Origin of the sequence: Cytobacillus gottheilii, assembly GCF_900166665.1 — a bacterium.
Taxonomy (GTDB): Bacteria; Bacillota; Bacilli; order Bacillales; family Cytobacillaceae; genus Cytobacillus; species Cytobacillus gottheilii_A.
The window spans coordinates 246,661-273,467 of the sequence record NZ_LT800494.1 but is presented as its reverse complement, the minus strand read 5'-3'; the positions used below and the strand labels follow the sequence as shown (position 1 = coordinate 273,467).

The 26,807-nt window shown below is 40.2% G+C and carries 24 protein-coding genes and 1 riboswitch; of the genes, 11 read left to right on the top strand and 13 right to left on the bottom strand.

Translation table 11 applies throughout. The features are described from left to right. The first annotated feature begins 144 nt into the window (after positions 1-144). Positions 145-1,317, top strand: coding sequence for an MFS transporter (locus B7E07_RS01575; RefSeq protein ID WP_080843743.1), 1,173 nt, complete (start codon positions 145-147; stop codon positions 1,315-1,317). Positions 1,318-1,552: 235 nt separating this feature from the next. Continuing rightward, the gene (locus tag B7E07_RS01570) at positions 1,553-2,767 is read left to right on the top strand and encodes an NAD(P)/FAD-dependent oxidoreductase (protein WP_080843742.1); all 1,215 of its coding nucleotides are present in this window, start codon (positions 1,553-1,555) and stop codon (positions 2,765-2,767) included. A gap of 86 nt (positions 2,768-2,853) precedes the next feature. Here B7E07_RS01570 and B7E07_RS01565 read toward each other — a convergent pair whose 3' ends face one another. Next, entirely contained in the window at positions 2,854-3,834 is a 981-nt protein-coding gene (locus B7E07_RS01565; protein ID WP_080843741.1) for a DUF3231 family protein, read from the bottom strand. A 206-nt stretch (positions 3,835-4,040) separates the two neighbouring features. Between B7E07_RS01565 and B7E07_RS01560 the strand changes: the two genes are divergently transcribed. The 6 genes from B7E07_RS01560 to B7E07_RS01535 all read left to right on the top strand — a co-directional run bounded on the left by B7E07_RS01560 (position 4,041) and on the right by B7E07_RS01535 (position 10,551). After that, positions 4,041-4,733 (top strand): response regulator transcription factor, encoded by a 693-nt coding sequence (locus tag B7E07_RS01560; protein WP_080843740.1) that lies wholly within the window; start codon positions 4,041-4,043, stop codon positions 4,731-4,733. Continuing rightward, positions 4,730-5,737 carry a sensor histidine kinase gene (locus B7E07_RS01555; protein WP_080843739.1) on the top strand — a complete coding sequence of 336 codons (1,008 nt, stop codon included), beginning with the start codon at positions 4,730-4,732 and terminating at the stop codon, positions 5,735-5,737. The genes B7E07_RS01560 and B7E07_RS01555 overlap by 4 nt, the downstream gene beginning before the upstream one ends. Positions 5,738-5,869: 132 nt before the next feature. After that, positions 5,870-6,631: an ABC transporter ATP-binding protein gene (locus B7E07_RS01550; RefSeq protein ID WP_080843738.1), complete on the top strand. Its 762-nt coding sequence runs from the start codon at positions 5,870-5,872 to the stop codon at positions 6,629-6,631. Beyond that, positions 6,621-8,567, top strand: a complete 1,947-nt coding sequence (locus B7E07_RS01545; RefSeq protein ID WP_080843737.1) for an ABC transporter permease — start codon at positions 6,621-6,623, stop codon at positions 8,565-8,567. The genes B7E07_RS01550 and B7E07_RS01545 overlap by 11 nt, the downstream gene beginning before the upstream one ends. A gap of 197 nt (positions 8,568-8,764) precedes the next feature. Next, positions 8,765-9,343 (top strand): TetR/AcrR family transcriptional regulator, encoded by a 579-nt coding sequence (locus tag B7E07_RS01540; protein ID WP_080843736.1) that lies wholly within the window; start codon positions 8,765-8,767, stop codon positions 9,341-9,343. A gap of 17 nt (positions 9,344-9,360) precedes the next feature. Further along, positions 9,361-10,551, top strand: a complete 1,191-nt coding sequence (locus B7E07_RS01535; RefSeq protein WP_080843735.1) for an MFS transporter — start codon at positions 9,361-9,363, stop codon at positions 10,549-10,551. Positions 10,552-10,921: 370 nt separating this feature from the next. On the opposite strand, the gene B7E07_RS01530 is transcribed toward B7E07_RS01535, so the two are convergent. Together B7E07_RS01530 and B7E07_RS01525 are read right to left on the bottom strand one after the other, a co-directional pair. Beyond that, positions 10,922-11,620: a copper homeostasis protein CutC gene (locus B7E07_RS01530; protein ID WP_306807536.1), complete on the bottom strand. Its 699-nt coding sequence runs from the start codon at positions 11,618-11,620 to the stop codon at positions 10,922-10,924. A gap of 1 nt (position 11,621) precedes the next feature. Continuing rightward, positions 11,622-12,626: an asparaginase gene (locus B7E07_RS01525; protein WP_257391372.1), complete on the bottom strand. Its 1,005-nt coding sequence runs from the start codon at positions 12,624-12,626 to the stop codon at positions 11,622-11,624. Between the two features lie 228 nt (positions 12,627-12,854). Here B7E07_RS01525 and B7E07_RS01520 point away from each other — a divergent pair, with 228 nt between their 5' ends. Further along, complete coding sequence (locus B7E07_RS01520; RefSeq protein ID WP_080843733.1) at positions 12,855-14,318, top strand: M20 family peptidase; 1,464 nt, start codon at positions 12,855-12,857, stop codon at positions 14,316-14,318. A 37-nt stretch (positions 14,319-14,355) separates the two neighbouring features. Here B7E07_RS01520 and B7E07_RS01515 read toward each other — a convergent pair whose 3' ends face one another. From B7E07_RS01515 to rbsK, 6 genes are all read right to left on the bottom strand, one after another. Next, positions 14,356-14,976 (bottom strand): nitroreductase family protein, encoded by a 621-nt coding sequence (locus B7E07_RS01515; protein WP_080843732.1) that lies wholly within the window; start codon positions 14,974-14,976, stop codon positions 14,356-14,358. A 550-nt stretch (positions 14,977-15,526) separates the two neighbouring features. Next, positions 15,527-16,267 (bottom strand): amino acid ABC transporter ATP-binding protein, encoded by a 741-nt coding sequence (locus B7E07_RS01510; protein ID WP_066442124.1) that lies wholly within the window; start codon positions 16,265-16,267, stop codon positions 15,527-15,529. Between the two features lie 24 nt (positions 16,268-16,291). Further along, positions 16,292-17,062 (bottom strand): amino acid ABC transporter permease, encoded by a 771-nt coding sequence (locus tag B7E07_RS01505; RefSeq protein WP_080843731.1) that lies wholly within the window; start codon positions 17,060-17,062, stop codon positions 16,292-16,294. A gap of 79 nt (positions 17,063-17,141) precedes the next feature. Further along, the gene (locus B7E07_RS01500; protein WP_080843730.1) at positions 17,142-17,996 is read right to left on the bottom strand and encodes a transporter substrate-binding domain-containing protein; all 855 of its coding nucleotides are present in this window, start codon (positions 17,994-17,996) and stop codon (positions 17,142-17,144) included. Between the two features lie 102 nt (positions 17,997-18,098). Next, positions 18,099-18,282: riboswitch (Lysine riboswitch) on the bottom strand. A 94-nt stretch (positions 18,283-18,376) separates the two neighbouring features. Then, complete coding sequence (locus tag B7E07_RS01495) at positions 18,377-18,934, bottom strand: nitroreductase family protein (RefSeq protein WP_080843729.1); 558 nt, start codon at positions 18,932-18,934, stop codon at positions 18,377-18,379. Positions 18,935-19,053: 119 nt separating this feature from the next. Next, positions 19,054-19,926, bottom strand: coding sequence for a ribokinase (gene rbsK / locus B7E07_RS01490; protein ID WP_080843728.1), 873 nt, complete (start codon positions 19,924-19,926; stop codon positions 19,054-19,056). A gap of 179 nt (positions 19,927-20,105) precedes the next feature. Here rbsK and guaC point away from each other — a divergent pair, with 179 nt between their 5' ends. Beyond that, a complete protein-coding gene (guaC, locus tag B7E07_RS01485) occupies positions 20,106-21,089 on the top strand; it encodes a GMP reductase (RefSeq protein WP_080843727.1) in 984 nt (327 codons plus the stop codon). A 450-nt stretch (positions 21,090-21,539) separates the two neighbouring features. Here guaC and B7E07_RS01480 read toward each other — a convergent pair whose 3' ends face one another. From B7E07_RS01480 to B7E07_RS01465, 4 genes are read right to left on the bottom strand one after another with little or no spacing between them, the layout of a single operon-like run. After that, positions 21,540-22,295 (bottom strand): PHP-associated domain-containing protein, encoded by a 756-nt coding sequence (locus tag B7E07_RS01480; protein ID WP_080843726.1) that lies wholly within the window; start codon positions 22,293-22,295, stop codon positions 21,540-21,542. An 18-nt stretch (positions 22,296-22,313) separates the two neighbouring features. Continuing rightward, on the bottom strand, positions 22,314-23,138 hold the full coding sequence (locus B7E07_RS01475; RefSeq protein ID WP_257391371.1) for an energy-coupling factor transporter transmembrane component T family protein: 825 nt from the start codon (positions 23,136-23,138) through the stop codon (positions 22,314-22,316). Further along, complete coding sequence (locus tag B7E07_RS01470) at positions 23,113-24,819, bottom strand: ABC transporter ATP-binding protein (RefSeq protein WP_080843725.1); 1,707 nt, start codon at positions 24,817-24,819, stop codon at positions 23,113-23,115. The genes B7E07_RS01475 and B7E07_RS01470 overlap by 26 nt, the downstream gene beginning before the upstream one ends. Positions 24,820-24,845: 26 nt before the next feature. After that, a complete protein-coding gene (locus B7E07_RS01465) occupies positions 24,846-25,727 on the bottom strand; it encodes a cell division protein FtsQ (RefSeq protein WP_080843724.1) in 882 nt (293 codons plus the stop codon). Positions 25,728-25,885: 158 nt separating this feature from the next. Between B7E07_RS01465 and B7E07_RS01460 the strand changes: the two genes are divergently transcribed. After that, positions 25,886-26,716 carry a MurR/RpiR family transcriptional regulator gene (locus B7E07_RS01460; RefSeq protein ID WP_080843723.1) on the top strand — a complete coding sequence of 277 codons (831 nt, stop codon included), beginning with the start codon at positions 25,886-25,888 and terminating at the stop codon, positions 26,714-26,716. Positions 26,717-26,807 lie beyond the last annotated feature (91 nt).

Here is a 26,807-nt window from a genome sequence, read left to right as displayed (position 1 = left end):
TCTCTGCTTGCTTATTTTTTGTCTAACGGAAGTTTGTTTATTGACCTTTCTTTTTTCTCCTATTTTCCTTATCATGAAAGAGAGAAATTGAATACATACTAGATGTCACTGGGAATACAGCCAGTGAATTGGAGTGACTGATTAGTGGAAACCAAAAAAGCTTTGCCTGTTCTTTTTGCCGTGATGTTTCTTGTCATGGTTGGTTTTGGAATTATTATTCCCGTTATGCCCTTTTATGCGGAAGAGATTGGAGCTTCTCCAACAGAACTCGGATTGTTAATGGCTGTTTATTCCCTTATGCAGCTTCTTTTTGCACCGATGTGGGGAAGAATTTCAGATAAAATTGGCCGAAAACCTGTCATTATGATTGGTATTTTCGGATTAGGTATTTCCTTTCTTTTAATGGCACTTTCGACGGAGCTATGGATGCTCTTTGCAGCGCGTGTGCTTGGCGGCTTTCTTTCCAGCGCCAATATGCCGACTGTTATGGCGTATGTAGCAGATATTACGAGTGAAGAGGATCGCGGTAAGGGAATGGGTATTGTCGGAGCTGCCGTTGGTATGGGCTTTGTGTTCGGGCCTGCAATTGGCGGTGTTTTTTCCAGCGAGAGTTTGCATATACCGTTCTTTCTTGCAGCCGCTTCTTCCTTTATCACCTTCTTTTTTGTATTTATTGTTTTAAAAGAATCGCTCACACCTGAACAGAGAGGTTCAGCAAATAAGAGAGCTCCGCTTCGGCATGCATTCAAAGGACCCACATCCATGCTTTTTCTGCTGCAGCTCTTTGTTTCATTGTCTCTATCAGGTCTTGAAGCAACTTTTGCCTATTTTGCCGCTGAAAAGGCAGGACTTGGCACTGTGCAGCTTGGCTATATCTTTATGATTATGGGATTGGCAGGAGCCATCGTTCAAGGCGGACTCGTCGGCAGACTGACGAAAAAATGGGGTGAAGGTGCAGTTATTCAAATTGGCATTGTCATCTCCGCTATTGGCTTCGGCCTAATCCTACTGACTGATAGCTTTTGGAGTGCTGCATTATTTTTAAGCGTGTTTGGAATTGGCAATGGCTTTATTCGGCCGAGCGTCTCTTCTCTGCTGACGAAGCAATCAGCTGCTGGGTATGGAAGTACGACCGGACTATTATCATCTTTTGATTCGTTTGGACGCATTATCGGCCCTCCTCTGGGCGGATGGCTGTTTGCCTTTGCGATTGGGCTTCCCTATATTTCGGGTATGCTTTTATCCTTGCTGGCGTTCATCCTATTTCAAATCTTCAAGAAAAAGACTCAATCAACAATTGGTCATAGCTCATCCTAATAGATTGTTACAACCACGGCTGACTTCTGTTGCTGAAAATGCAACGATTGTCAGCCTTTTTTCAATTTGATAAAGGTATTCGTCCCCATCACCCATTCTGCTCGTCAAACGACTCGAAATCCCTCTATCAGTTGATGATCTTTTTTATTAGAGATGACCGGATGGTTTAATAAAACGATGATTCGGGGAAAAATACTGTCATCTTTACTAGAGTTAAAGATTGGGAGGTTCACATATGGAGTTGCATAACGGTAAGCTTTTTTGGGAAGAGATCACCGAGGATATTGAGATGGTGAAAACCGATTCTCATCCAAAGAATCGATACGATATAATTATTATTGGCGGAGGCATGTCTGGAGCTTTAAGCGGTTACATACTGGCCAAAGAAGGCTCAAAGATTGCAATTATTGATAAACAGAAGATGGGCACAGGCAGCACCTTGGCGAATACTGGTTTATTGCAGTATTCAAATGATATGATGCTTTCTCAATTAATAGAGAAGATTGGCAAAGATAAAGCTGTGCGTTTCTATCAGCTTTGCAGAGAAGCAATGGATCAGCTGAGAGCGGTCGCAAAAGAAATCGGTTCACAAGCTGACTTTTTGAACAGAAGCAGTTTTTATTATGCAAGTGAAGAATCACACGTCGATCTGCTGAAGGCAGAATATCAGGCTCTTTCTGAGAATGGTTTTGAGGTCGAATATTTATCAGAAGAGGATATTAGGGAGCAATATCCTTTCACAAAACCTGCTGCTCTCAGAACACACGGCGATGCTGAAGTGAATCCTTTTAGCTTTAACCGAGACATTTTAGCGGAGCTAAGTAAAAAAGAAAATGTTGATTTGTTTGAAAATGTTGAAGTGATAGAAACAAAAGAAATGGAAGACAACGTAGAAATTTTGACATCCAAAGGAATTTTTAAAGCGGAGCATATAATCTTTGCAACCGGCTATAATAAATCACTTTCATTTCCTGGTGTAGCACCTGAAATCAATCGTTCTTACGCCATAGCAACCGAACCGATTGCTGATTTAACTCCTTGGAAGGACCGTGAGATGATTTGGGAGACAAAAAGGCCGTATCTTTATCTGCGGACAACAGCAGATGGACGCATAATAGCCGGCGGGCTTGATGAAGAAAAACCTCACGCACCTAAAAAAGAACGCACCATTGAAGATCATGCTAAAGAGCTGCAAGAAAAAGTACAGGCTCTTTTTCCTATGTTTAACACTGAGATTGCTTATTCCTGGGGAGCTGTTTTTGGAGAGTCTGCAGATGGCCTTCCTTTTATCGGGCGTCTTCCAAATAAAGAGCGGACCTATTGTCTGTTAGGCTATGGAGGAAACGGTACAGTCTACAGCATGCTTGGTGCCCATATCCTGCGCGATATAATAACTGGCAAGCATAATCCGGATGCTGAGATTGTTCAGTTAAATCGAAATCGAAATTAAGAATCCTCTTTCATGGTGCTCATACATCTTAACAAAAGCAAAAGGGCTCTCCACTTTACAACGCTTTGAGAAAACCCTTTTGCTTTTTAATTTGTTGGAGGCGGTTCTTCCATCCAGCTATGCTTAATCATAAGCTTTGCCCCTTTATGTGCGTATTCGAAAACATCTTTCATGATCCCAGCTAATGTACCCGCAATATCATTTCTTAAGCTAAAGGCTGTGCCAAGTGAATTACCGCCTAAAGAAAAGCTGCAGAATAAACTGACACAATACATCATTAGTTTATCTGAAAAAGGTGCTAGTGCAGACTTTGTGATGTTTCCTCCAGGAGGTACTGGTACTTTTAAATCACTTGCAGCCATTAACTGGCTTAAGTCCTTTACAATCTCCTGTGCTAACTTTCCGCCTTCAGCAAAATAATCCTTAACTTCCTGTTCATGAGCACATTGTTCAAACCCTTTAATGAGAGTCATGCCAAAGAGATTTGCTTCAATCGCATGGTACATATGAGCAACTTCTACTGTATTTAAAGATCTTTTATTAGCAAGAGGATTGATTCCGCCTAAATAGCTGTTGTCTTTAACAAAGTCTACTTTTAATGGCATTGGTACACTAGGAGACCTCGTTAATAGCCCTCTTTGCAACAAATAAGCTGTACAAATCTCATAATAGCGCTGTGTGATGACTGTTAATTCTCTAAATAACTTTATTATATCTTCCCGATACGCCATCGTTAAGTTCAAGGTGTGCATGCCCATGCTTATTTGCTTAAGAAGTCGCACAAACATAATGTCAAAACCATTATCGTATAGCTTTGGCACCTCTTTATTCACATCTGCTTCTGTGAAACCTAGAGGAACCGCGATTCCCTCTTCTTTAAAAATTTCAGTAATTCGTTGTATATAGGGTGTTATCTCACCCTGAAGGCTTGTCATAATTTCTTTTGCTTCTTCATCATCTGCTTGCTCAATAAAGTAATCAATCATACGGGTAATCATGGTCTTCTGCTTAAATGTCATCCATAGTATGCCTATTTCAGAAGAAGTGATTGCAGTTTGCTTTGCCATTCTTTTACCTCCAAGAAAGTTCGCGATTCGTCATTCCATGCTATTTTTCACATGGACCGCAAAAATCATTCTCTCTAATAGAAAGTATTTAGCCTCAATTTCAGCGGGCTTTTTCCATTGCGAATTATTCCCGGTTTGCCTAGCTGCTGCTTGTCATCTAGAAACTTTTTCCTTTAGAATAAACATCATAAAGGAGAGTGCGTAACATGTTTTCTATTTTGCTGATTGAGGATGACACTTCCTTGTATACAGAAATAAAAGAACGGCTTGGTCAATGGTCTTATACCGTTTATGGTGTACAGGATTTCAGCAATGTTTTAGACGAATTTTCACAAGTCAAGCCTGATCTTGTGATCATTGATATACAGCTTCCTAAATTCGACGGTTTTCATTGGTGCAGAATGATTCGTGCGGTTTCAAATGTACCGATTATTTTTCTATCATCCCGTGATCACCCAACCGATATGGTGATGTCCATGCAGCTTGGCGCGGATGATTTTGTCCAGAAGCCCTTCCACTTTGAGGTTCTCATTGCCAAAATTCAAGCTATCTTAAGACGAGTCTACAATTACAGTTCAAATCAGTCAGAATTTAAAACCTGGTGCGGAGCTACTGTTGATTTTGAAAAAAACACAGTTTCTAATGAACTAGGATCGATTGAACTGACCAAGAATGAAATCTTTATTTTAAAAATGCTGATTGAGAAGAAGAATTCTATTGTCACACGAGATTCATTAATGAATAGCTTGTGGGACGATAAACGATTTATCAGCGACAATACACTTACCGTCAATGTGAATCGCTTGCGGAAAAAGCTTGATGAAATTGACTTAGGCAAGCAGATTGAGACAAAGGTCGGCCAAGGTTATGTGGCGCTGGAAGAGGAAGTTTCAATATGATCGGAGCTTATTTACGTGAAAGATTGAGCTGGATTCTTCTTTTTCTCGCCACACAGTTTTTAATTCTTTTCATTGTCTTCATTGATTCAAGTATTCCTTTTGGCTCTGTGTTGTACATACATTTGCTTTCATTCCTTATGTTCGCTATTTTTTTGGCTGTTCGTTATCAAAAAGAAACAAAATTTTATCGAAGTCTTGCAGAAAGAGAGTACAATTTGGATATTACGGGCATTATTCAGGGTGAAAGTCCATTTGAGAAGCTTGTTGAAGAAACCATTTCAGAGCAGACGGCTCTGCTAAAGCGAGAGGCAGCACAAAATTTTATCCTCCTTGAACAAGAGAAGGACGATCTGTTAGCCTGGATTCATGAGGTGAAAACGCCGTTAACTGCTTTAAAGCTCATGATTGATCGTCTGGATGATGAAACGATGAAGAAGCAAATGACTTATGAATGGCTGCGGGTGCATTTGCTGCTTGATCATCAGCTTCATAAAAAGCGGTTGCCCTTTATGCAAAATGATTTATATATCGAGAAAACAGAATTGAAGCATATTGTCTATGAGGAAATTCAAACATTGCGGGCATGGTGCATGCAAAAAGGGCTTGGCTTTCACATTGAGCTGCATGATGAAGAGGTTTATACAGATGCGAAATGGCTTGGCTTTATTCTTAGGCAAATCCTGTCTAATGCAATCAAGTATAGTGAACATGGCGACATTATTGTGAGAAGTGAAAGAAGAGAAGATCAGCATTTCCTTCAGGTGCAGGATTTTGGCAAAGGCATCAGTGCAAAAGATCTTCCCCGTATATTTGATAAAGGCTTTACCTCAACCGAACAGCATCAGAATAGCGCTGCAACTGGGATGGGGCTTTATTTAGCCAAGGAAGCGGCAGATTCCCTGCTCATACATATTGATGTAACGTCAGCTATCGGCAGTGGTTCAACCATCACTTTATCATTTCCTAAGAAGAATGATTTTGTAAATATTGAAGCTTTACATTAATATCTATATACGTTTCAAGCATGTGACAAGAATGTCACATGCTTTTATCATTTGTTCGTCCAATCGAAGGAAAAGCATGTTCCGCCATTTTATAATAAAGACAAATTTACAGAATGGAAGGAAGGATCAACTGTGGTTATTTTAGAGGCTCAAAAAATATATAAAAGCTATGGAAATAAATTTAACAAACAAGAAGTTTTAAGAGGAATTGATGTCAGTATTGGAAAAGGGGAATTCCTTAGTATTATGGGTGCATCCGGATCAGGTAAAACAACATTGCTGAACGTCCTATCCTCAATTGATCATGTAAGTACAGGAAGCATCAAAATTGAGGGAAAAGAGATTACCTCTCTTAAGGAAAAGCAGCTGGCAGAATTCCGCAAAAAGAGTTTGGGGTTTATTTTTCAGGATTATAATCTGCTTGATACTTTAACAGTGAAGGAAAATATCCTGCTTCCGCTCTCGATTGCGAAGGTATCAAGAAAAGCGGCTGATTCTCTTTTCCATTCTCTTGCATCGGAGCTTGGCATCAGCGAGATTCAGTATAAGTATCCGAACGAAATCTCTGGCGGGCAAAAGCAGCGAACTTCCGCAGCACGTGCTTTTATTCATGAGCCGAGCATTATTTTTGCTGACGAACCTACCGGTGCTCTTGATTCGAAATCAGCATCAGACCTGCTGAATAAATTGAGTGAATTAAACATAAAGCGCGGTTCTACCATTGCGATGGTGACACATGACCCGGTTGCTGCAAGCTACAGCTCGCGTGTTATTTTTATAAAAGATGGGCAGATTTACACACAGCTGACGAAGGGCGATCAGGACAGGCAGGCATTTTTCAAGGATATTATGAAAACACAGGCCGTTTTAGGAGGCGTCCAGCATGAGTCTTAACCAGCTAATCTTCCGCAACTTAAAGAAAAATCTAAAAAATTATTATTTATATGTGTTTGCGCTTATTTTTAGCTCGGCTCTTTATTTTTCCTTTGTGACGCTGCAATACGATCCCTCTATGGATGAAATGACAGGATCTGTAAAAGGCGGCGCGGCACTGCGGGCTGCATCGGTTTTGCTTGTCGCTATCGTTTCCATTTTTCTAATCTATGCAAATAATCTTTTCATAAAAAGACGCAGTAAGGAAATTGGATTATTTCAGCTGATTGGGATGACCAAAGGAAAAATATTTCGCATTTTGACTTTGGAAAATTTCCTGCTGTATTTTGTATCTGTCTTGATGGGTATTGGTGCAGGCTTTGCTTTTTCAAAACTAATCCTGATGATTTTTTTCAAGATTATAGATATTGACACTCTTGCAGAGCTGCGATTTTCACCTGAAGCCCTTCTTCAAACAGTTATTGTGTTTGCAGTCATTTATTTGCTGATTATGCTCATGAACTACTTGTTTATTAAAAGGCAAAGTATCTTATCTCTATTTAAGGTGACATCGTCTACGGAAACTCGTGTCCGGAAGCTATCCATATTTGAGATTCTGATCGGTATTGCCGGAATCATCTTCATTTTAACTGGCTATTATGTTTCATCTAAGTTATTTAGCGGTGATTTTACAAATATGAGTCGATTATTTATGGCAATGGTGTTTATACTGGCATCTGTAATTATTGGCACGTACTTGTTTTTTAAAGGCTCAGTTAGCTTTATCTTTAATTTAATCCGAAAAAGCAAGAATGGTTACCTCAACATAAATGAAGTTCTGTCACTATCCTCTATTATGTTTCGCATGAGGTCGAATGCGATGCTGCTGTCGATCATTACAACGGTATCAGCGCTGGCTATTGGACTCCTTAGCTTAAGTTATATTTCGTATTATTCGGTGGATAACGGCGCGTCGAGCAGTCAGCCAGATATGTTTACATTGACTGATCCAGAAGCTGCAGCTTCGTTTCAAACTGAACTTGATGCTAAAAATATTGATTATAGCCAAAAAGAGATTGAAGTTTTACAGGCTAATCTAAATATAGGGAATATAATGGATTCCGGCCTGGAAGAAATGAACTTTGACCCTGCTAGTGTATCGATGGGAATTGTAAGTGATGAGGCATTAGAAGATGTTGATGTTAAAGCAGATGAAGTACTATTTGCAGGATATAATGATGCTTTAGGCAGATTTTATAATTTCGAGGATAAAGGCGATATTACTCTTTTTTCAAAATCTTCTTCAATGGAGCTGCGCTATATTGGACTTGAGAAACAATCGGTTGTTCCCTACTTTTTTTCAGGCGGAGGCTTCCCTGCAGCAATTGTAGATGAAGGTGTTTTTACACAGCTTCAGAACGATTTGGATCCTGAAATCCAGTATGAAACATCAACTTATATTGGAATGAATATTAAGGAAGAATCACAATATGAACTTGCAAATGAGGTTTTTAATGATCTATTTGCTGATGGTGATGGCATGAGTATATCCAGAATGAACAGCAGTGCTTCGCAAAAGCTTGTGATGGGTCTTGCGATGTTTATCGTCGGCTTCTTAGGACTAACCTTCCTGGTTACTTCTGGGTGTATCCTTTATTTTAAACAGATGGACGAAAGTGAAGAGGAAAAGCCAAGTTATGCCATTCTGCGCAAGCTAGGTTTTACGCAATGGGATTTACTGCGCGGTATACAAGCAAAGCAATTATTCAGCTTTGGAATTCCGCTTGTGCTTGGTCTATCTCATAGTTATTTTGCGGTGCAATCGGGCTGGTTCTTTTTCGGGAACGAGCTGTGGACACCCATGCTAATTGTTATGGTGGTTTACACTGTATTGTATTCAATCTTCGGTGTGCTTTCCCTATTGTATTATAAGCGTGTGATTCGGGAAGCACTTTGATTAAAGACCAGCTGTCTATTAATAGGCAGCTGGTTTTTGTTCTTTAAATCGAGGGGGACTTTATTAATTTTATTCTCCAATAAAATTCAGATGACTTCATTCTTCCTGTAGTATGAAAGGAAACGTGCTAGCTTGCTTCTTTTTAGGTTATTTGGTAAGATAACTGACGAACGTTCGTCAGATTCGGGGTGGTTAAGTTGAAAAGTACGGAAATTAAGGAAGCTGCTTTGAAGTATTTTACGATTCATGGGTATGAAGGGGCTTCTCTTTCACAGATAGCGGATGAGGTTGGTATTAAGAAGCAATCTATTTATGGACATTTTAAAGGAAAAGATGATTTGTTTCTTCAAGTACTGCGTGATGCAAAGGATACAGAACTTTCTTCAAAGTTAACTTATTTTCAATCAACATTGGATGAAGCACCAGAACAATCCTTATATGGTTACCTTCAGCTTGTTATCAATCTTTTTCAGAAGAATGAGCATCTGAAGTTTTGGCTGCGTATGTCCTTTTTTCCGCCTGCACATTTGGCTGGGGCCATCACAGAAGAAGTTGTGGATTTGGAAGATCAAATGCAAGTGGTCATAGAAAAAAGATTTAGTGAATGGATTGAGAAAGGGCTGATTCACAATAGTGATCCCTCAGTTCCTGCTCTCGCCTTTATAGGAGTCGTCGATTCTATTCTTCTAGAACTTGTATATGTAAATGATGAAAAAAGACTATATAAAAAGCTCGAAGCATCCTGGTCCATCTTTTGGAGAGGAATTTCATCGTAGAAAAAGAGGTGTTCATTATGAAAAATCAAAAAGCCGTATTAATCATCCTTCTTAGTAATGTTTTCATTGCTTTTTTAGGGATTGGGCTCATTATTCCCGTCATGCCATCATTTATGAATATCATGCATTTGTCAGGAGCGACGATGGGGTATCTAGTCGCCATGTTTGCCGTTGCCCAGCTTGTAATGTCACCGTTCGCCGGACGCTGGGTCGACCGCTTTGGGCGCAAAAAAATTATTATTCTTGGACTCTTCTTATTCGGGGTATCTGAGCTTATCTTCGGTTTAGGAAAAAGTGTGCCTATCCTTTATCTTTCAAGAATACTAGGCGGGTTTAGTGCAGCCTTTATTATGCCTGGTGTTACTGCATATGTAGCAGACATCACTTCCCTGAAAGAACGCCCGAAAGCTATGGGATATGTCTCTGCGGCGATTAGCACCGGATTTATTATTGGACCTGGAATTGGTGGTTTTATAGGCGAATATGGTGTAAGGCTTCCATTCTTCTTTGCAGCGGGTATTGCTTTTGCAGCCTGTATTCTATCCGCCTTTATATTAAAAGAGCCGCTTTCTAAGGAAAAGCTTGCTGAATTAGCCAACAATCAGGCACAATCTAATTTCTTCTATGATCTTAAGAAATCACTTCGTCCGTTATATTTTATTGCCTTTTTAATTGTATTTGTACTTGCATTTGGCTTATCCGCCTACGAAACAGTTTTCAGCTTATTTTCAGATCATAAATTTGGATTTACGCCGAAAGATATCGCTGGCATAATTACCATCAGCTCAATCTTTGGTGTTATCTTTCAGTTATTTCTATTTGGTAAAATGGTTGATCTGCTTGGAGAAAAGAAGCTTATTCAGCTTTGCTTAATTGTCGGAGCTATTTCTGCATTCTTATCTACTGTTATTTCAGGCTATTTTGCTGTTTTAGCTGTTACATGCTTTGTTTTCCTTGCTTTCGATCTCCTGCGCCCAGCTTTAACGACCTTTCTGTCTAAAGCAGCCGGAGAGGAGCAAGGTTTTGTAGCCGGAATGAACTCAACATATACGAGTCTCGGCAATATTGTCGGCCCAGCTATTGGCGGGATTTTATTCGATGTGAATATTCATTACCCTTATCTCTTCTCTGGAGTGGTAATCGTAGTTGGGCTTCTCATTACGGTCATCTGGAAGGAAAAGCAGTTCTCCGGGAGTTTAGCGAAGTAATAGCACGTATTCCTGTAAGGAATAGAGAGGTTTAAAGCGATAATGTAGTGGCTGGAATTAAACTAATATAATATTTTTAAAACACGAGTATTGAATGTCATGGTTTGGATATTCAATCAAGCCCGTTCCATTGCGCTGCAGAAACTCGCTTTCCGCGGGGAGGAAGATGAGCCTCCTCGTCGCTGCCGCTCCTGCGGGGTCTCATCCTTTCCTCTACAGCCCGCAGGAGTCGAGTTTCCTCCGCTACATTTCACTCGTGTTTAATCAGATATATTCTAAAATAACAAAGAAAAAACCGAATGATTAGATTCATTTCCTAAACATTCGGATCTATAATTGTGTTAGATACTTATATACCAGTCTTTTTTGTTTAAATACCTGCTGTGTTGCACAGCTTCTTAAATGTCTGAAGCAGTTCCACATCAATTTCATGCAATAGGCTTCTATTTTTGCGTACCCCTGAGCCAACATGAATTTCACGTGGTGTAACGTCCTGTAAAAACGCTGCAATATTTTCTGGTGTTATGCCTGAACCTGGCATAATCGTCAAATGGGTGCCCTCACATGATTTTATCAGCTCTTGCAGCTGCTCTTTAGCCTGAGGAGCTTTTTCTGCTCCACCAGATGTTAAAATACGGGTTATCTGTTTATAAGACTTTAACACTTCTAATGCTTCCATCTGATTCTTCACATGATCAAAAGCACGATGATACGTGACATCCAGGTCTTCTGCACTCTCAAGCAGAACGGAAAGAGCCTCTTCATCTACTTTCCCGTCACTCGTAATCGCTCCAATCACAACCCCTGCTGCCCCAATATCTTTGCATGCTTTAATGTCTGATTTCATGATCGCTACATCTTGCTCTGTGTATGTAAAACTTCTGCTATGCGGGCGGACCATCACACTGACCGGAATTGAAACAGCTTGGCAAACTGCCTCTATCAAGCCATAACTTGGGGTAAGCCCGCCTTCTCCAACAGCTGTTATTAACTCAATTCGATCTGCTCCGGCTTTTTCTGCTAAAATAGCATCGTTTAGCGTATCAGCAATGACTTCAATAAGCATCATTTTATAACTCCTTTAATTGAAAAACTTCATGGATCGTGCCCACTTCATGGCCAGAATCATTTTTCACTGAATTGGGTTTAAGTGCTCTCAAATTCCGAATGGTTTCTTTATTGCTATAGTCAATCTGCTCTAAGATAGAAGCAACTATATTCGGCCATACTTCTTCAGATCCATTGATGACCTTTAAAGCAAAGCCAAGACGTTCTTTTCTTAACCCAAAGCAGTATACACCCTGTGCTCCCCCTTTAGCAAAGATATTAACGTCTTGAAGCAAAATGGAGCAAATAAAATGATGGGAAGCAATGATATTTGGCTCCTTATTCATGATCGAACCAAGCTTTTGAACAGCGGACCTTAAAGCAGAATCTTTAATCATATCCGGACAAGCCAGCTTTAAATAGGTTAAAGCCATATTTTCGAGTGGAATCGCCAATACAGGTACACCACAGCCGTCGGTCCCTGCCTTGATAAGATCAAGAGGCACTTCTGACAGCTCAGAAAAAATGTCATTGATTTGCTTCTGCAACGGGTGCTCATGCCTCCAATAGCCGCTTACCTCATATCCTAATTCCCTGCAGACAGCAGCAAAGCCGATATGCTTGCCGGCACAATTATGATAGAGCCGCCGTTTTTCTCTGCCTTCTCGAAGCATTTCCTCATAAGGTCCCTTATTTAATGGATAGGACGGTGGACAAAGCAGTTCTTCTTCCCGAACAGGCAATTTATTCAGCAAAGATTTCAGTGCAGCAATATGGTAATGCTCTCCGCGCTGAGAAGCGCCAAACAGAGCGGCTTCTTCATCCGTTATTCCATATTTTTCAATGATATCTGTCAGCAATAAAGGCAGTGCTTGAATCGGTTTAGCTGCTGATCGAAAAAAAACATCCTGCTGGATATCTCCAAATTGATAAACTGTTTTTTTCTTGTCATTTACACCTGCAATAATCCCGAAATGGACATTTTCAACACTTCCATTTCTTCTTTCTTCAATGATGGCATGATGCACGAAGATTTCCCCTTTTCTGCGTTTATTACCTATCATACTATATTGTCCGACGTATTTTCTAACCAGCATATCAAACATTTATTTCTTAGTGTAAACGAAGTGTTGTCAAACTATTAGTTGTTTAAACAGCCTAGAAAAAAGTTATGAATTGCCACAAAACACAGAATAAAATTCTAAATATTATAAAAGTAATATAAAATAATATAAAAAGAGATTTGGGGGTTCTGTATGGGGAGATGGAAAATGATTTTATTAATCGTTGGTGTCTTTTTACTTATATTCGCTATTGTAACGTTAACTCGTACCTTTATGACTGAGTCAAGGCAGCCCGAACCAAAGAAGATTGAGGTAACATTTGATGAAGAAAAAGCTATACGTCATTTTTCGGAAGCGCTTACTTATAAAACAATCTCCTATCAGGATCGAACTGCCTTTGATTATCCAGAGTTTGAGCGCTTTATTGATTTTCTAGAAAACACATATCCGGCTGTTCATCAGCAGCTGGAGGTTGAGAAAGTAAATGATTATGCTCTTATCTACAAGTGGTCTGGAAGCGAATCCGGCAAAAAACCAATTGGCTTAACCAGTCATTATGATGTGGTCCCGGTTCTTGAAGGAACCGAAGTGAATTGGGAGCAAGATCCATTTAGCGGTACTGTTACCGACGGAGAAATCTGGGGACGCGGCACCTTGGATGATAAAATTGGGGTTATTGGAATTCTTGAAGCTGCAGAACATCTGTTAGAAGAAGGCTATACACCGAAAAGAGATTTGTATTTTATGTTTGGTTTTGATGAAGAAATAGGTGGTGATGAAGGAGCTGCTGCGATTGTCGATCTTCTTGAAAAACGTGGAGTGACATTTGATTTTGTTCTTGATGAAGGCGGAGCGATCGTGGAAAATATGGTTCCTGGCGTAGAGCAGCCTGTTGGTGTAGTAGGTGTGTCTGAAAAAGGCTCGGCTACTGCTGAACTGACGATTTCCGGAAGCGGAGGGCACTCTTCTCAGCCAAAGAATCATACCAATATCGGCCGAGTTGCCAGTGCGATTGCAAAGCTTGAGAATACTCAATTTAAAGCAGATCTGCGCGGGCCAGGTGAAACCTTATTTGAATTCGCCGCACCAGAAATGAGCTTTGGAATGCGATATGTGTTTGCGAATAAGTTTATTTTTGAACCGATCATTGAATCCATTTTACTAAAGCAGCCAGCTACTGCCGCATTAATTCGAACAACCATTGCACCAACTGTTTTCCGGGCTGGTGAACAATATAATGCGCTGCCTGAACAGGCAACGGCCGTTATTAATCTTCGTGTCATGCCAGGCGAATCGCTTGAGGATGTGAAAAAGTTTATTGAAGAAACCATCGATGACGATGAGATCTCTGTTTCAGTAACAGGGAGCGAGGCAACGAGTGTATCCTCTTCAGACAGCTGGCACTTTAAAACGATACAGCAGGCTGCCCGCAATGTGTACACCGATGCCGTTATGGTACCTTACTTGATGTTTGCTGGTTCTGATGCAAAGCACTATGACAGTATTTCTGACAATACGTATCGGTTTCTGCCTGTTCTTATTACTTCAGAAGATTTAACAAGGATGCATGGCACAAATGAACATGTCAGTATTGATAATTATTTGAATGCTATTGCCTTTTATATGGAGGTTATGAAGGAAAGTGATCGATCATAAAAAATGCCCAAGAATGTCTTCATTCTTGGGCAATCTCCTATTTCCATTGTGCGATTGTATCGACAGGCAGACGGTAAGATTGGTATCCTTCTTCATCTGCTTTACCGATTGAAATGAGCATAATTGGTACATATCTGTCTTTATCCATATCAAACGCTTCAGCAATTTGATCCTTTTCAAAGCCGCCGATTGGGTTCGTGTCATACCCATGCGCCTTTGCTGCAAGCATAAGCTGCATCGATACCAGACCGCTATCAACAAGCGTAAGCTCTTTATTGATTTGCTCTGGCAATGTGGAATAAATTTTTGAGATTGATTGAATTTGGCGCTCTTTTACTTCCTCAGGCATAATGCCAAGTTCAACTGATTTTGTGAAGATTTCCTCTGCATATGTGTGACTCTCAAGATCAGCGAATACCGCGATCACCGCAGATGATGTTTGTACTTGTGATTGATTGAATTTAGCAAGCGGCGCAAGCTTTGCCTTTGCTTCCGGGCTTTCAATGACAAGAAAACGCCAAGGCTGAAGATTTAGAGATGAAGGAGCTAAGCTAGCTTCTGTTAAAATTTCTTCCATCTCTTCTCGGCTGATTTTTACCTCAGGGTCGTATTTTCGAATTGATCTTCTTCCTTTTAAAACATCCATAAAATGACTCATATATGTTCTCTCCTTATGTTTAATTACCCAGGCTGCCAATGTTGGTTCGTATGATGCCAAGCATCTTCAAGCAGAGTGTATTTAATCCTTTGATAGGTCAATGTTTGATAAATCCAATATATATTCTTTCCTTATAGTGGTCAAAAAAAGTGCTCAATGGGGAAATTGATAGGAAATCTGCTGATTTTGATAGGAAACTTCGGAATGGTTTGCGAATTTTTACAAGTCCGTTCCATTGCGCTGCAGACCCTCGCTTTCCGTGGGGAGGAAGCTGAGCCTCCTCGGAGCAAGCTCCTGTGGGGTCTCACCTTTTCCTCTATTGCCCACAGGAGTCGAGGGCCTTCCGCTCCATTTCACTCATGTTGATGATATATGACAAATTAAAAAATAAAACAACATATGATTAGAAGAATTCACTTTCTAACCATTCGCGGCTATGATCGTGCTAGATTGTGTCCCAGCCACCCTATATCTCAAAAAAAATAGTGGGTAAAGCCATCCGCCAATGACCTTGCCCACTATTTATTCTTAGTATTTTTCTTCCAGCATCTTATACAGTCTTCAATGTCCTTTTTAAGAACTCTCTTGTACGCTCCTGGTCCGGATTGTTAAAGATTTTTTCTGGCGGTCCTTCTTCCGCGATGACGCCTTTGTCCATAAATACAACACGGTCAGAGACTTCTCTTGCAAATTCCATTTCATGTGTAACGATTAGCATGGTTAGACCTGTTCCAGCGAGTTCTTTCATAATTTTTAATACCTCGCCAACCATTTCTGGATCTAAGGCAGATGTCGGTTCGTCGAACAGCATTACATCTGGCTCCATTGAAAGGGCACGTGCGATGGCAACACGCTGCTTTTGTCCGCCTGATAAGTGGCGCGGCTTGGCATTAATGTAGTTTTCCATTCCTACAACACGCAGGTATTTGCGTGCAATTTGCTCAGCTTCTTCTTTTGAACGCTTCAATACTTTTATTTGTCCAACCATACAGTTATTTAATACATCATGATTATTGAACAAATTGAATTGCTGAAAGACCATTCCCAGCTTTCGGCGATATTGATGGATATCGTGACGGTCATCCAAAATATTTTCCCCATTGTAAATAATTTGGCCGCCGCTTGGTTTTTCAAGCAAGTTTACACAGCGCAACAGCGTTGATTTCCCCGAGCCTGAAGAGCCGATAATTGTGACAACCTCACCTTTTTCCACAGAAAAATGAATATCCTTTAATACTTCATGCGAACCAAATGATTTGCTTAAGCGCTGGATCTCAATGATTGTTTCCATCTATGTTCCTCCTCTCAGTCAAAATTACATTCCTTTATTGGCTTTCTTTTTCATATCTTCAGCTGTTTCAATATGCAAGTTATTGCCGATGACAGTATAGTTATCAGGACCCTCGAGCTTGCGTTCGAAGTAGCGCAGGATGAGAGTAATCGCAAATGTCATAATAAAGTAAATGATACACGCGACAAAGAAAGATTCGAAGTAGCGGAAGTTATTGCCCGCCACCGTTTTCGTTTGGAAAAATAGTTCCGTTACTGAAATTACACTTAATACAGCCGTGTCTTTAATATTAATAATGAATTGGTTCCCTGTTGCAGGCAATATATTGCGAATTACTTGCGGCATAACTACATGAATCATAGTCTGCACATGATTCATACCGATTGCCTGTGCCGCTTCATATTGGCCTTTATCTACCGAAATAATGCCTCCACGCACGATTTCAGCCATATAAGCACCTGTATTAATTCCTACTACCACAATACCAGCAATAATCGGGTTCATATGAAAATTAAAGGCAAGTGCAGAGCCATAAAAAATGACCATTGCCTGTACAATCATTGGCGTACCACGGAAAAATTCAATATAAATGGTTAATATGGCATTGATCAATTTTAGCAGATTCTTTTTTACTCCCTTTTCAGGAGCAGGGATTGTTCGAACGACTCCTGCCAGCAACCCGATGAGCGATCCAATAATTGTTCCTGTTAAAGCGATAACTAATGTCCAACCAGCTCCGCGCAAAAACATCGGCCAGTTTGACTGTATGATTTGTATCATCCAATCGAGACTCATGGTGATCCTCCTTTTTTATTGAATATGTCAAAAAAGAAGCCGGCTACATGTTTCTCATGCAGCCGGCCGTACAGCGATATTAGTTCGCTGCTGGCTGATTTTGAATAGCCTCATCCATAATTTCTACGCGTTCTTCTTCAGAGATTCCCGCTAAGATTTCATTCATTTTTTCAGTTAGCTCGCTGTCTTTTGCAACACCAACCGCAATAGCTGTATCGTCCTCAGATGTTTCAAAGCCTTCTGTAAATTCAACCATTGCAAAGTTTTCATTTGCAGAAGAAGCACTCACACCTTCAGGACGCTCGGAAACGTAGCCGTCAATTACGCCAGATTCTAGAGCAACACGCATAGCAGGAAAGTTATCCATTGCTGGCTGCTGTTCAACACCATCAATTTGTTCAATAACAGAATAATGGAATGTGTTCAGTTGAGCCGTTACTTTTGCACCGCTAAAATCTTGAATAGAAGAAGCATTTTCATAGTTTCCGCCTTTTTTCACTACCATAACAAGGTCGGATTTATAATAGTTGTCTGAAAAGTCAATCGTTTGCTTTCTTTCTTCAGTTGGTGACATCCCTGCAATAATCGCGTCAATTTTACCAGAAGTCAACGCAGGTACAAGACCATCCCACTCTGTTTTCACAATTACTAGCTCTTTACCTAAGCCTTCAGCAATTCTTTTCGCAATTTCTACATCATAACCGCCTGCAAATTCCGCGTTACCATCAATTTGGACACCGCCATTTGCTTCATCCATTTGTGTCCAGTTAAATGGTGCATAACCTGCTTCAAGACCTACACGGAATACATCCTTCTCTGAATCTGACTCTGATCCAGATCCCGCAGATCCCTCATCTGAGCTAGTCCCGCACCCTGCTAAAAGCAATACTGCCGCAAGTGCCAATACACTTAAAAAAGATAATTTTTTTCTCATATTTTCCTGCCCCCATTTTTTCTTTTAATAAAAAGCAAAAAAGACCTGAGATGAACTCAGGTCTTTGTATACATAGTTAGCCTAAATCCTCCACTTTTCCCTTAAAGAGATAGCACACCTCGAGTAAACCGGGAAGTTTACCGAGACAGTCCTGCAGCTCTTAACTGCAGACCCAGCATCCAATACTTGAGCATATTGTACACTTCGGCGGGATTTCCTTCTTTTTAGCATCATCGCTGCTCACGCTCAACTAAAAACTATTAAATACCGCACCTCTACCTCACCGAAAAGTGAGGTTTATTCAATTTTCATATAATTATAGACTACAATAAAACATATAGTTCTGTCAACTTAGTAAAAACTGACAACTTTCGGGCTAATTATTCTGAAATAATTCTTAACTTCTCTCTTATAGAAGTTCTAGGCTTTGCTTCCGGTACATGCTCAGCATAACCGATCATTAATGTCCCCACTACCTTTTCTCCTGGCTGTACTCCGATTTGTTCACGGAAAACCGGATTGTAAATCCAGTCATTAGTACGCCAAATCATGCCGATCCCTCTTGCCCAAGCTGCGAGCTGGAAGTTTTGAATAAATGCAGATACTGCCCCATAATCTTCGTCCCATGTTTTTTGGCGAGGATCTTCCGGCATAATCACAACTAAGTGCAGAGGAATAGAGCGAAAATAAGCTGCTTTTTTCGCTGTCTTTTCTGCTGCCTCCTCTCCTTTTCCTTGGGTGGCGGCAAATGCCTCTATAAATTTTTCTTTTCCTTCTCCACTATATAAAAGAAAGCGCCAAGGCTCCGTCATCTTATGGTTTGGCGCCCATTTCGCTACTTCAAGCAAGTCAATTATTTCCTCAAGATCTACAGGCTTTTCCTGAAACTTCTTGATGGAGCGTCTTCCTTTGATTAGATCATCAATACTTTGATTCATTTCTCCTCATCCTCTCTCATTATTCCCCTCTTCTTATAAGCGTAATTTAAATTGTTCATTTAGGCAATTTAAGCGTCCATAGAGTGAGGTACAATGAGCCTTATTTATCTATTGCTGTCCTACCTGTTTTCAGTTTCCTTATTCAAGTCTGACCTGCTTGGCATTCCTGCCTGGGCACCAAGTTTTGTTACAGAAAAACCTGCTGCTTTAACGGCAAATTGGCAGGATTCTTTTAAAGGCAAGCCCTCAGAAAGGGCAACAGCTAAAGCACCGGTAAATGTATCCCCCGCTCCTGTAGTGTCTACTGCCTCCACATTCAAAGCAGGAATGGTGACTCTTTCTCCTTTGCTAAAATATTCCACACCATCTTTCCCTTTCGTGATAATAAGCTTTGGCAGGAGACTCTCTTTGTTTGCAAATGCCGAAAACAGCTGCTTCGCCTCCGCTTCGTTAGGAGTGATATAGGTGATTTTATCAAGCCAGTTTTCTGGTATCTCATGATAAGGAGCAGGATTGAGGATCACATTTACATTACCTTCAGCAGCTATTTCTAATGCCTTTTCTATGGATTCAAGCGGTATTTCAAACTGAAGCAGCAGCCAGCTGCTCTTTAAAATCTCTTCTCTGTGCGACTCAACCATTTCTGGTGTAATCCTCTTGTTTGCTCCAGGCACAACGATAATTTTATTATCGTTATTCCAAACTGTAATGCTCGCGATCCCCGTTTTTTCATTCTTTAGCCTGCGAACATGCTCAATATCAATCTGATGATCTTTTAAATGGTTTATATATTGCTCGCCAAATAGATCATATCCTACACAGCCAATCATTTTTACTGGTACTCCCAGTTTGGCTGCTGCAACAGCCTGATTAGCCCCCTTTCCTCCCGGTACTGTAAAAAAGCTCTCTCCCATCACCGTTTCTCCTAAAGCGGGCTCTTTTTTTGTAATAGTAACTAAATCCATATTAATGCTGCCGATTACAGTAATCATCTTCATTCTCCCTTCAATTAGTCAAAAAACACGAAGAATTATCTCCACTCTACTGTAAAGAATAAGTTAAATAAAAGTAAAAACCTTTGACAACTGTAAAAAAATCCTGTAAATTACCGTATGTACGAACATTTAATAACTAACACAATAATAATATTCGCTTTTAGGAGTGTTGAACCTTGGATAATGTATTTGATTACGAAGATATTCAGTTAATTCCTGCAAAATGCATTGTAGATAGCCGTTCTGAATGTGATACATCTATTAAATTTGGCAAGCATACATTTAAGCTGCCTGTTGTGCCTGCGAATATGCAGACGATTATTGATGAGAAAATCGCTTCTTATTTAGCTGAAAATAATTATTTTTATATTATGCACCGCTTTGAGCCTGAAACACGTATTACGTTTATTAAAGATATGCAGTCTCGTGGTTTAATTGCTTCAATTAGTGTTGGGGTAAAAGAAGAAGAGTACGGGTTCATTGAGCAATTAGCGGCAGAGAAGCTTGTGCCGGACTATATTACAATTGATATTGCCCATGGTCATTCAAATGCTGTAATCCGTATGATTCAGCACATTAAGAAGCATTTGCCTGAAAGCTTTGTCATCGCTGGGAACGTTGGAACACCTGAAGCGGTAAGAGAGCTTGAACATGCTGGTGCAGACGCAACAAAGGTTGGAATCGGACCAGGGAAAGTATGCATCACAAAGATTAAAACTGGTTTTGGTACTGGCGGCTGGCAGCTGGCAGCATTGCGCTGGTGTGCAAAAGCAGCAAGCAAGCCAATTATTGCTGACGGCGGAATCCGTACAAATGGCGATATCGCAAAATCAGTCCGCTTTGGCGCTTCAATGGTCATGATCGGCTCTCTATTTGCAGGCCATGAAGAGTCTCCTGGTGAAACAGTCGAGAAGGATGGCAAACTCTTTAAAGAGTACTTTGGATCAGCTTCAGAGTTTCAAAAGGGAGAAAAGAAAAACGTAGAAGGCAAAAAAATGTTTGTGGAGCATAAAGGCGCTCTGCAGGACACATTGACAGAAATGGAACAAGATCTTCAATCCTCTATCTCATATGCTGGCGGAAACAAACTTGAATCCATTCGCACTGTAGACTACGTAATCGTGAAAAACTCTATTTTCAACGGTGATAAAGTTTATTAATACTTTGATAAGAAGATGAGACATAAGTATTTAACACACTCATAGAACCGAATGGTTAGGAAGTTATCTTGCTAATCATTCGGTTTTTTTATGATTATAAAATATATTTTATAACATGAGTGAAATGGAGCGGAGGACCCTCGACTCCTGTGGGCAATAGAGGAAAAGGTGAGACCCCGCAGAAGCTTTGCTTCGAGGAGGCTCAGCTTCCTCCCCACGGAAAGCGAGGGTCCGCAGCGCAATGGAACGGACTTGCTTAAATACCCAAATCAAAATATTGAATATTCGTGTTTTAGAAAGATTAATTTCGTTTTGTCCAGCCTTTTTATTTTGAATTGTGCATTTGGATATCCGTCATTATTTCAGTAAAAAAGCAAAAGCCCGCTTGTCATCTACTGACTAGCCAGGCTTTGCTGCAACAATGTGGAACACGGTCTGTTCTCCCGTTCTTTATACGGTTAATGCCTCTTTCATTTTTTTCTTAACAATTTTAGCTGCATTAATTTTTGTATGCAGATTTGGCGCGATCATGCTTTTGTATTGGTTTCCTTTAATTGCATCTCTTATTTCTTGGGCGGTGCTAAAGTCTTGTTCAAATTCGTTTTTGACCACTCCGATATGGATAGGATGATGGGAGTCACTGCCGCAAACGACTGGAATGTCCAGCTGTGCAGCAAATGCCAGAACATCTTCCTTCATTTCTTCAATCCCATGCTCATGCATATCTTTACCATTCAAATCAAAAGCATGGAATCTTTTCAGCAGAGCAGGATCGTGATGATGTAATGGCGTTGTTTCTCTTAAAGGATGGGCACCAATCATCAGCAGGTCATGATGCTCACCTAGGTCCAGTAAGTCCGGAAGTGAGATAAAGGATTCCTTATCTGTATGGAAATCAAGCAGCCTGCGGATCTGCAGAAGCTTCTCTTTATGTCCTACAAATAAAATATGACCTGTTTCACAAACATCAATTTCCATTCCAGTAAACACTTTAAAGCCATCAACATCGTAATAATCATCTATATAATCAAAGTGCTCATCGAGCTGCTCGTAGATTTCATAGTAATTTTTCGTGTTAAAATGCTCCGTCATTGCGATTGCAGTCAGTCCTGCCTCTCTTGCATTCAAAATAACCTCTTTAAAAAATTCAATATCAAAATCCACTCGTTTTGCCAGTTTTACATGTGTATGAAAATCTATGATCATGCTGAATCTTCCTTTCTATTAAAGCGGGAATTGGTAACCCACTATGTAGATCAATGCTGTAATTAGCGTACTAATCCCTATAAAATAATAATCATATTTTGTCATTTTTAAATAATTCAGTTTGATATCTTTAGCAATATTATTCTCCAGCGTATAACTAAAACCTCTTACCTCTAAAACCTCCACCGTTGTTCTGGTCCGCTTCGCTGTATTCAGCATCATCGGATAAAAGGCCATGATACACATTTTGATATAGTAAAAGACATAACGGCTGTAAAGGAAGCCTGGTTTAGACGGCAGCTTCCCTCTTAATCGGAAGGAATGAATAATGTTTTGGTATTCCTCGATTAGAATGGGCAGCATACGATAACCATATGAAACGCCAAAGCTAAACTTTCCTGGCACCCCTAATTTAAGAAGTGCGTCGCTAAACTTTTCAGGATCCATACTTGTAAAGACTGCCATTGTCGCTAAGGAGACAGTAGCTACCTTCATCGTCACTGGAATAACAGCAATTAAGACTGAAAAGCTATTGCCTAAAAACATGGCCGCAAAAACCAAATACGTAAACTGCGAGATTACGCCAACAATCAGAAGGAATATAAGCAGCGGGCTTACTCTCGACATATAGGCAAGTACTGCTGTAAATAAGGTCAGCCCTATTAGGATGGTTTGATTATGTGTCAGCCATGGAATGATTGAATAAATGAGCACCCACAGAATCAGCATACGCGGATCCAGTTTGGCAAGCGGTGTTGGTTCATTGCCATATGCCGTCCGCATGAGCTCAATTTTAATATTTTCAACGGTCAGCTTGCTAAAGAACTTTTGAAAAACACTCACTTGCAGATTCCTCCAATTTAATTCTTCTTAAAAAGCCGTCAATCGTGAGTTCAACCGGGTGGATCTTCAATTCATGACATAGAGAAACGATTTGAGGCTCAACCAGTGAGGCTTCCTTTAATAGAAACTGGTTTGAAAACAATTCCTGTGGTGTTGTATCAGCGATGATTTCTCCGCGGTTAAGAACAACCACCCGCGTTGCCCATTCAGCAACAAGCTGCATATCATGTGTAGCTATCACAGCGGCCTTGACCGAGGAATCAAGCTCCTGGAGCATCATTATCATTTCTTTCCTCGTTGCAATGTCCAGGCTTGCTGTCGGCTCATCTAATAAAACAACCTCAGGCTGCATAGCCAGTCCGATGGCAAGGGATGCTCTTCTCTGCTGCCCCCCGCTCAATAAGCGTCCATCTCGATGTTTCAGTGTATCCAAGTTAAACTGCTGAACCATTCTCTCTGTAATCTCTTCCAGGGCAGGATGACTGCGCACTTTAAGGAAAAAGGATATATCTTTCAGAATTTCATCTTCTATGAACATCTCTTCTGGATTTTGATAAATATGGGCAATTTTTTCCGCTCTTTTTTCAGGAGAAACTTTTTTAAGAGATTCTCCGTTATAAGAAATCTCCCCCTGCAGAGGTTTAATCAGACCGGAAATAAGCTTTAATATCGTTGACTTTCCCGCCCCATTACTTCCTACTAAGGCAATTCTGTCGCCTGCCTGAATTTGAAGCTGAAGATCTTTAATAACAGGTACAATCTTGCGGGACAAGGTTTTATAGCCATAATGTATTCCTTTAAATTCAACAAGTGACTGCTGTTTTTCAGGAGAGACAGTAAACGGCACACCCTTCTCATGAATAATGTAGTTTTCAAACCAGTGGCCTGCTTCTTCTATTGTCACAGGCAATTGCTCTGACAGAGGCCGTTCATGAAAGGCTGCCATTGTTACTTGAGGAGGATGTATATGTTTTTCTGTGAGCTCCTCAACCGAGTTCAACGCCTCTTTCACAGGCTTCTTCCACTTAACGCTTCCTTTTTCCATCAGCATTACATCTTTGCAGTAGTCCGCAATAAATTCAGTATGATGCTCAATGACAAGAATCGTCAAACCTAATTCGGAATGCAGATATTTTAACTTTTCGTACAATTGTATGGCATGTGCAGGGTCCAGCTGTGCTACTGGTTCATCAATGATTAATACCTCAGGAGCAAGGGCAAGTGCACCTGCTAGTGCCACAAGATGCTTTTGCCCTCCGCTTAATTGCCAGACATATTCATCTGCTAAATGAGTAAGATCAAGAAGCTCAAGTGCCCTCTTGCCTCTTTCCATATAATCCTTGTATCCGTAATTTAACGGAGAAAAAATGACTTCATCAAGTACTTTTGGACGAACTAGCTGATTCTCAAAATCCTGATATACATAAGCTACTTTGCTTGAAAGGGATGCAACATTTGAAGCAGCTGCATCCTCCCCATTAATAGACATTTTCCCTTCAAAATCTCCTACATAGTAGTAGGGGATTAATCCATTTATCACTTTGCAAAAAGTAGATTTTCCTGCCCCATTTCCGCCAATAATTGCCGTAAAATCATGCTTATTAATTTCGACAGAAACATTCTTTAATACCCATTCTTCTGATCCCGGATATCGGAATGAAACATTTTCAAATAGAATCATTGGATCTGCCCCCATTTGACTTGTTATTATGCTGCCTGGTCAAGATCAGCTGTTCCGCTTCCTTTTCTGCGAATCAGCTTATAGATGATAAAGATTGCTCCTGCCGCTAAAATTCCCCATGCGCTATAGCCAATCCATTTTTGATCATCTGCAAACTGATTAATGAAATCGGCTGACCAGAAAGCTAAGTTCATATCCATCTCAGCAATAAATTCTGCAATCATACCAACAAATGTTAAAATAACAACCGCTGCAATTAACCCAGGCGTAATATAAGAACCGATAGATGTTTCTACTTTCGCATCACGCGGACGCATACCTAGTAAAGGTTCGATTTTTCCATATAATTTTGGTGTTAAGATCAACGTAGGAATAAGACCGACTAACACACCTGTAATAACCATTTCATTTAAAAAGCTAACTCCTTCTAAGACGACTATACTTTCAGGCAATCCTGGTACGGCATCAAAGCCTTCTACTCCAAACCAGACCTTCCCAATATCAACAATTGTGCTGAGGAGCTGATCAATTCCTACACCAACAAGGGATGCAATTGCAAGCTGAACCTTGCTTAATGGATTGCGGACAAGGAGACCGGCAACATAAATGGCGAGCGTAAATTCAATGAAACCTTCAATCTCACCAATTCCGCCAAAATCGCCCATTAGCAAACCTGCGAAAACGATATTTCCTACTGAAGCTCCGACAGCTACATAAAGCGGATGAAATAAAGCTGCTAAGATGAGTGGAATAAAAGCAAAATAAGAAATAGAAAATTCAATTGGCCCCACTTCATTTGATGGAAGCAGCTCCGTAATCATTTTCGATAATCCAAATAAAGACATAGACAATACAAATACCATCATTTTTTGTGACTGTGTTAATTTTCTTTCCTTGTTAATACTCATTTTCTTCACTCCCTTTTTTGATCTTGCCTTCAGTATAGAGACGGTTTGTGAAGATAGTTTTAAGATAATGTAAAATTAATATCTTTTTTATTTATATGAAAATTTTATTTCATTTTTGTAGTATACTCAGATTATAAAGATGAAGGAGGGCGCGGAGAATGGTAGATTTCACAAAGCAGCAGCTTTCAAAAAGCCAGCAGATTATTGCTGACTATATACAAAAAAACATCGACAACGTACCTTTTATGACTGAACTGGACATTTCAAAAGCTTGCGGGACAAGTGTTGCCACTGTATCCCGCTTTTGGAGTGCTGTTGGTTTTCAAAATTTAAAGGATTTTAAACAATATATTAAATCAGCGGTAAATCAAGTAACACCAGCGAGTAAAGTAGAGGCGTCCCTGAGAAAATATGAAAACGGCTATACACCGTTTATGCTTGATAGCGCACTTCACTATTTATCGGACACAAAAAAGCACTTAGCAGATCAAAGTTTTCAGCAATCAATTGGAAAAATTGCGAATGCGGAGAACATTCATTTATTTGGAGCGGGCTCTTCAGTAAGTCTTGTTTCGCTATTCGCCTTTCGTCTTAAAAGATTTAACAGCAATGTATACACCTTTAACTCGAGCGGCCATGAGATATTTGAGGATATGATTCATATGAAAAAAGGGGATGTGCTTTTTCTTTTTGGTTTTGTGCAAGCATCTGTTGAAATTAATGTCTTGCTCGATTACGCCAAAAAGAAAGAAATCTGCACCATTTTAATGACAGATATGCTGGTATCTCCATTGCTTGAACAAGCCACTTATACCTTGTATACAAGCAGGGGTGATGTGGGAGAGTTCCACTCTATGGTGGCTCCCATTGCTTTAATTGAGAGCATTGTTGTAAATGTAGGAAAGCACATGGGAGATCAAGCCTTAGATAAGCTGCATGAACTTCATCAGATTCGGAAGGATTATCATGATCGGCTACCCCGAAAATAGACAAGTTGATAGCGATTGACTTAACTGCTTTCACTGATGATAGTTTCTGCTCATACGAAAAATTACTTAATGTACAAAAAGCTAATTGCCC

Bases quoted from the DNA above. Each gene is read 5' to 3' on its own strand.
- B7E07_RS01570 (WP_080843742.1), top strand. From the start codon at position 1,553: ATGGAGTTGCATAACGGTAAGCTTTTTTGGGAAGAGATCACCGAGGAT.
- B7E07_RS01565 (WP_080843741.1), bottom strand. From the start codon at position 3,834: ATGGCAAAGCAAACTGCAATCACTTCTTCTGAAATAGGCATACTATGG.
- B7E07_RS01560 (WP_080843740.1), top strand. From the start codon at position 4,041: ATGTTTTCTATTTTGCTGATTGAGGATGACACTTCCTTGTATACAGAA.
- B7E07_RS01555 (WP_080843739.1), top strand. From the start codon at position 4,730: ATGATCGGAGCTTATTTACGTGAAAGATTGAGCTGGATTCTTCTTTTT.
- B7E07_RS01545 (WP_080843737.1), top strand. From the start codon at position 6,621: ATGAGTCTTAACCAGCTAATCTTCCGCAACTTAAAGAAAAATCTAAAA.
- B7E07_RS01535 (WP_080843735.1), top strand. From the start codon at position 9,361: ATGAAAAATCAAAAAGCCGTATTAATCATCCTTCTTAGTAATGTTTTC.
- B7E07_RS01530 (WP_306807536.1), bottom strand. From the start codon at position 11,620: ATGATGCTTATTGAAGTCATTGCTGATACGCTAAACGATGCTATTTTA.
- B7E07_RS01520 (WP_080843733.1), top strand. From the start codon at position 12,855: ATGGGGAGATGGAAAATGATTTTATTAATCGTTGGTGTCTTTTTACTT.
- B7E07_RS01515 (WP_080843732.1), bottom strand. From the start codon at position 14,976: ATGAGTCATTTTATGGATGTTTTAAAAGGAAGAAGATCAATTCGAAAA.
- B7E07_RS01510 (WP_066442124.1), bottom strand. From the start codon at position 16,267: ATGGAAACAATCATTGAGATCCAGCGCTTAAGCAAATCATTTGGTTCG.
- B7E07_RS01505 (WP_080843731.1), bottom strand. From the start codon at position 17,062: ATGAGTCTCGATTGGATGATACAAATCATACAGTCAAACTGGCCGATG.
- B7E07_RS01500 (WP_080843730.1), bottom strand. From the start codon at position 17,996: ATGAGAAAAAAATTATCTTTTTTAAGTGTATTGGCACTTGCGGCAGTA.
- B7E07_RS01495 (WP_080843729.1), bottom strand. From the start codon at position 18,934: ATGAATCAAAGTATTGATGATCTAATCAAAGGAAGACGCTCCATCAAG.
- rbsK (WP_080843728.1), bottom strand. From the start codon at position 19,926: ATGATTACTGTAATCGGCAGCATTAATATGGATTTAGTTACTATTACA.
- B7E07_RS01480 (WP_080843726.1), bottom strand. From the start codon at position 22,295: ATGATCATAGATTTTCATACACATGTAAAACTGGCAAAACGAGTGGAT.
- B7E07_RS01470 (WP_080843725.1), bottom strand. From the start codon at position 24,819: ATGATTCTATTTGAAAATGTTTCATTCCGATATCCGGGATCAGAAGAA.
- B7E07_RS01465 (WP_080843724.1), bottom strand. From the start codon at position 25,727: ATGAGTATTAACAAGGAAAGAAAATTAACACAGTCACAAAAAATGATG.
- B7E07_RS01460 (WP_080843723.1), top strand. From the start codon at position 25,886: ATGGTAGATTTCACAAAGCAGCAGCTTTCAAAAAGCCAGCAGATTATT.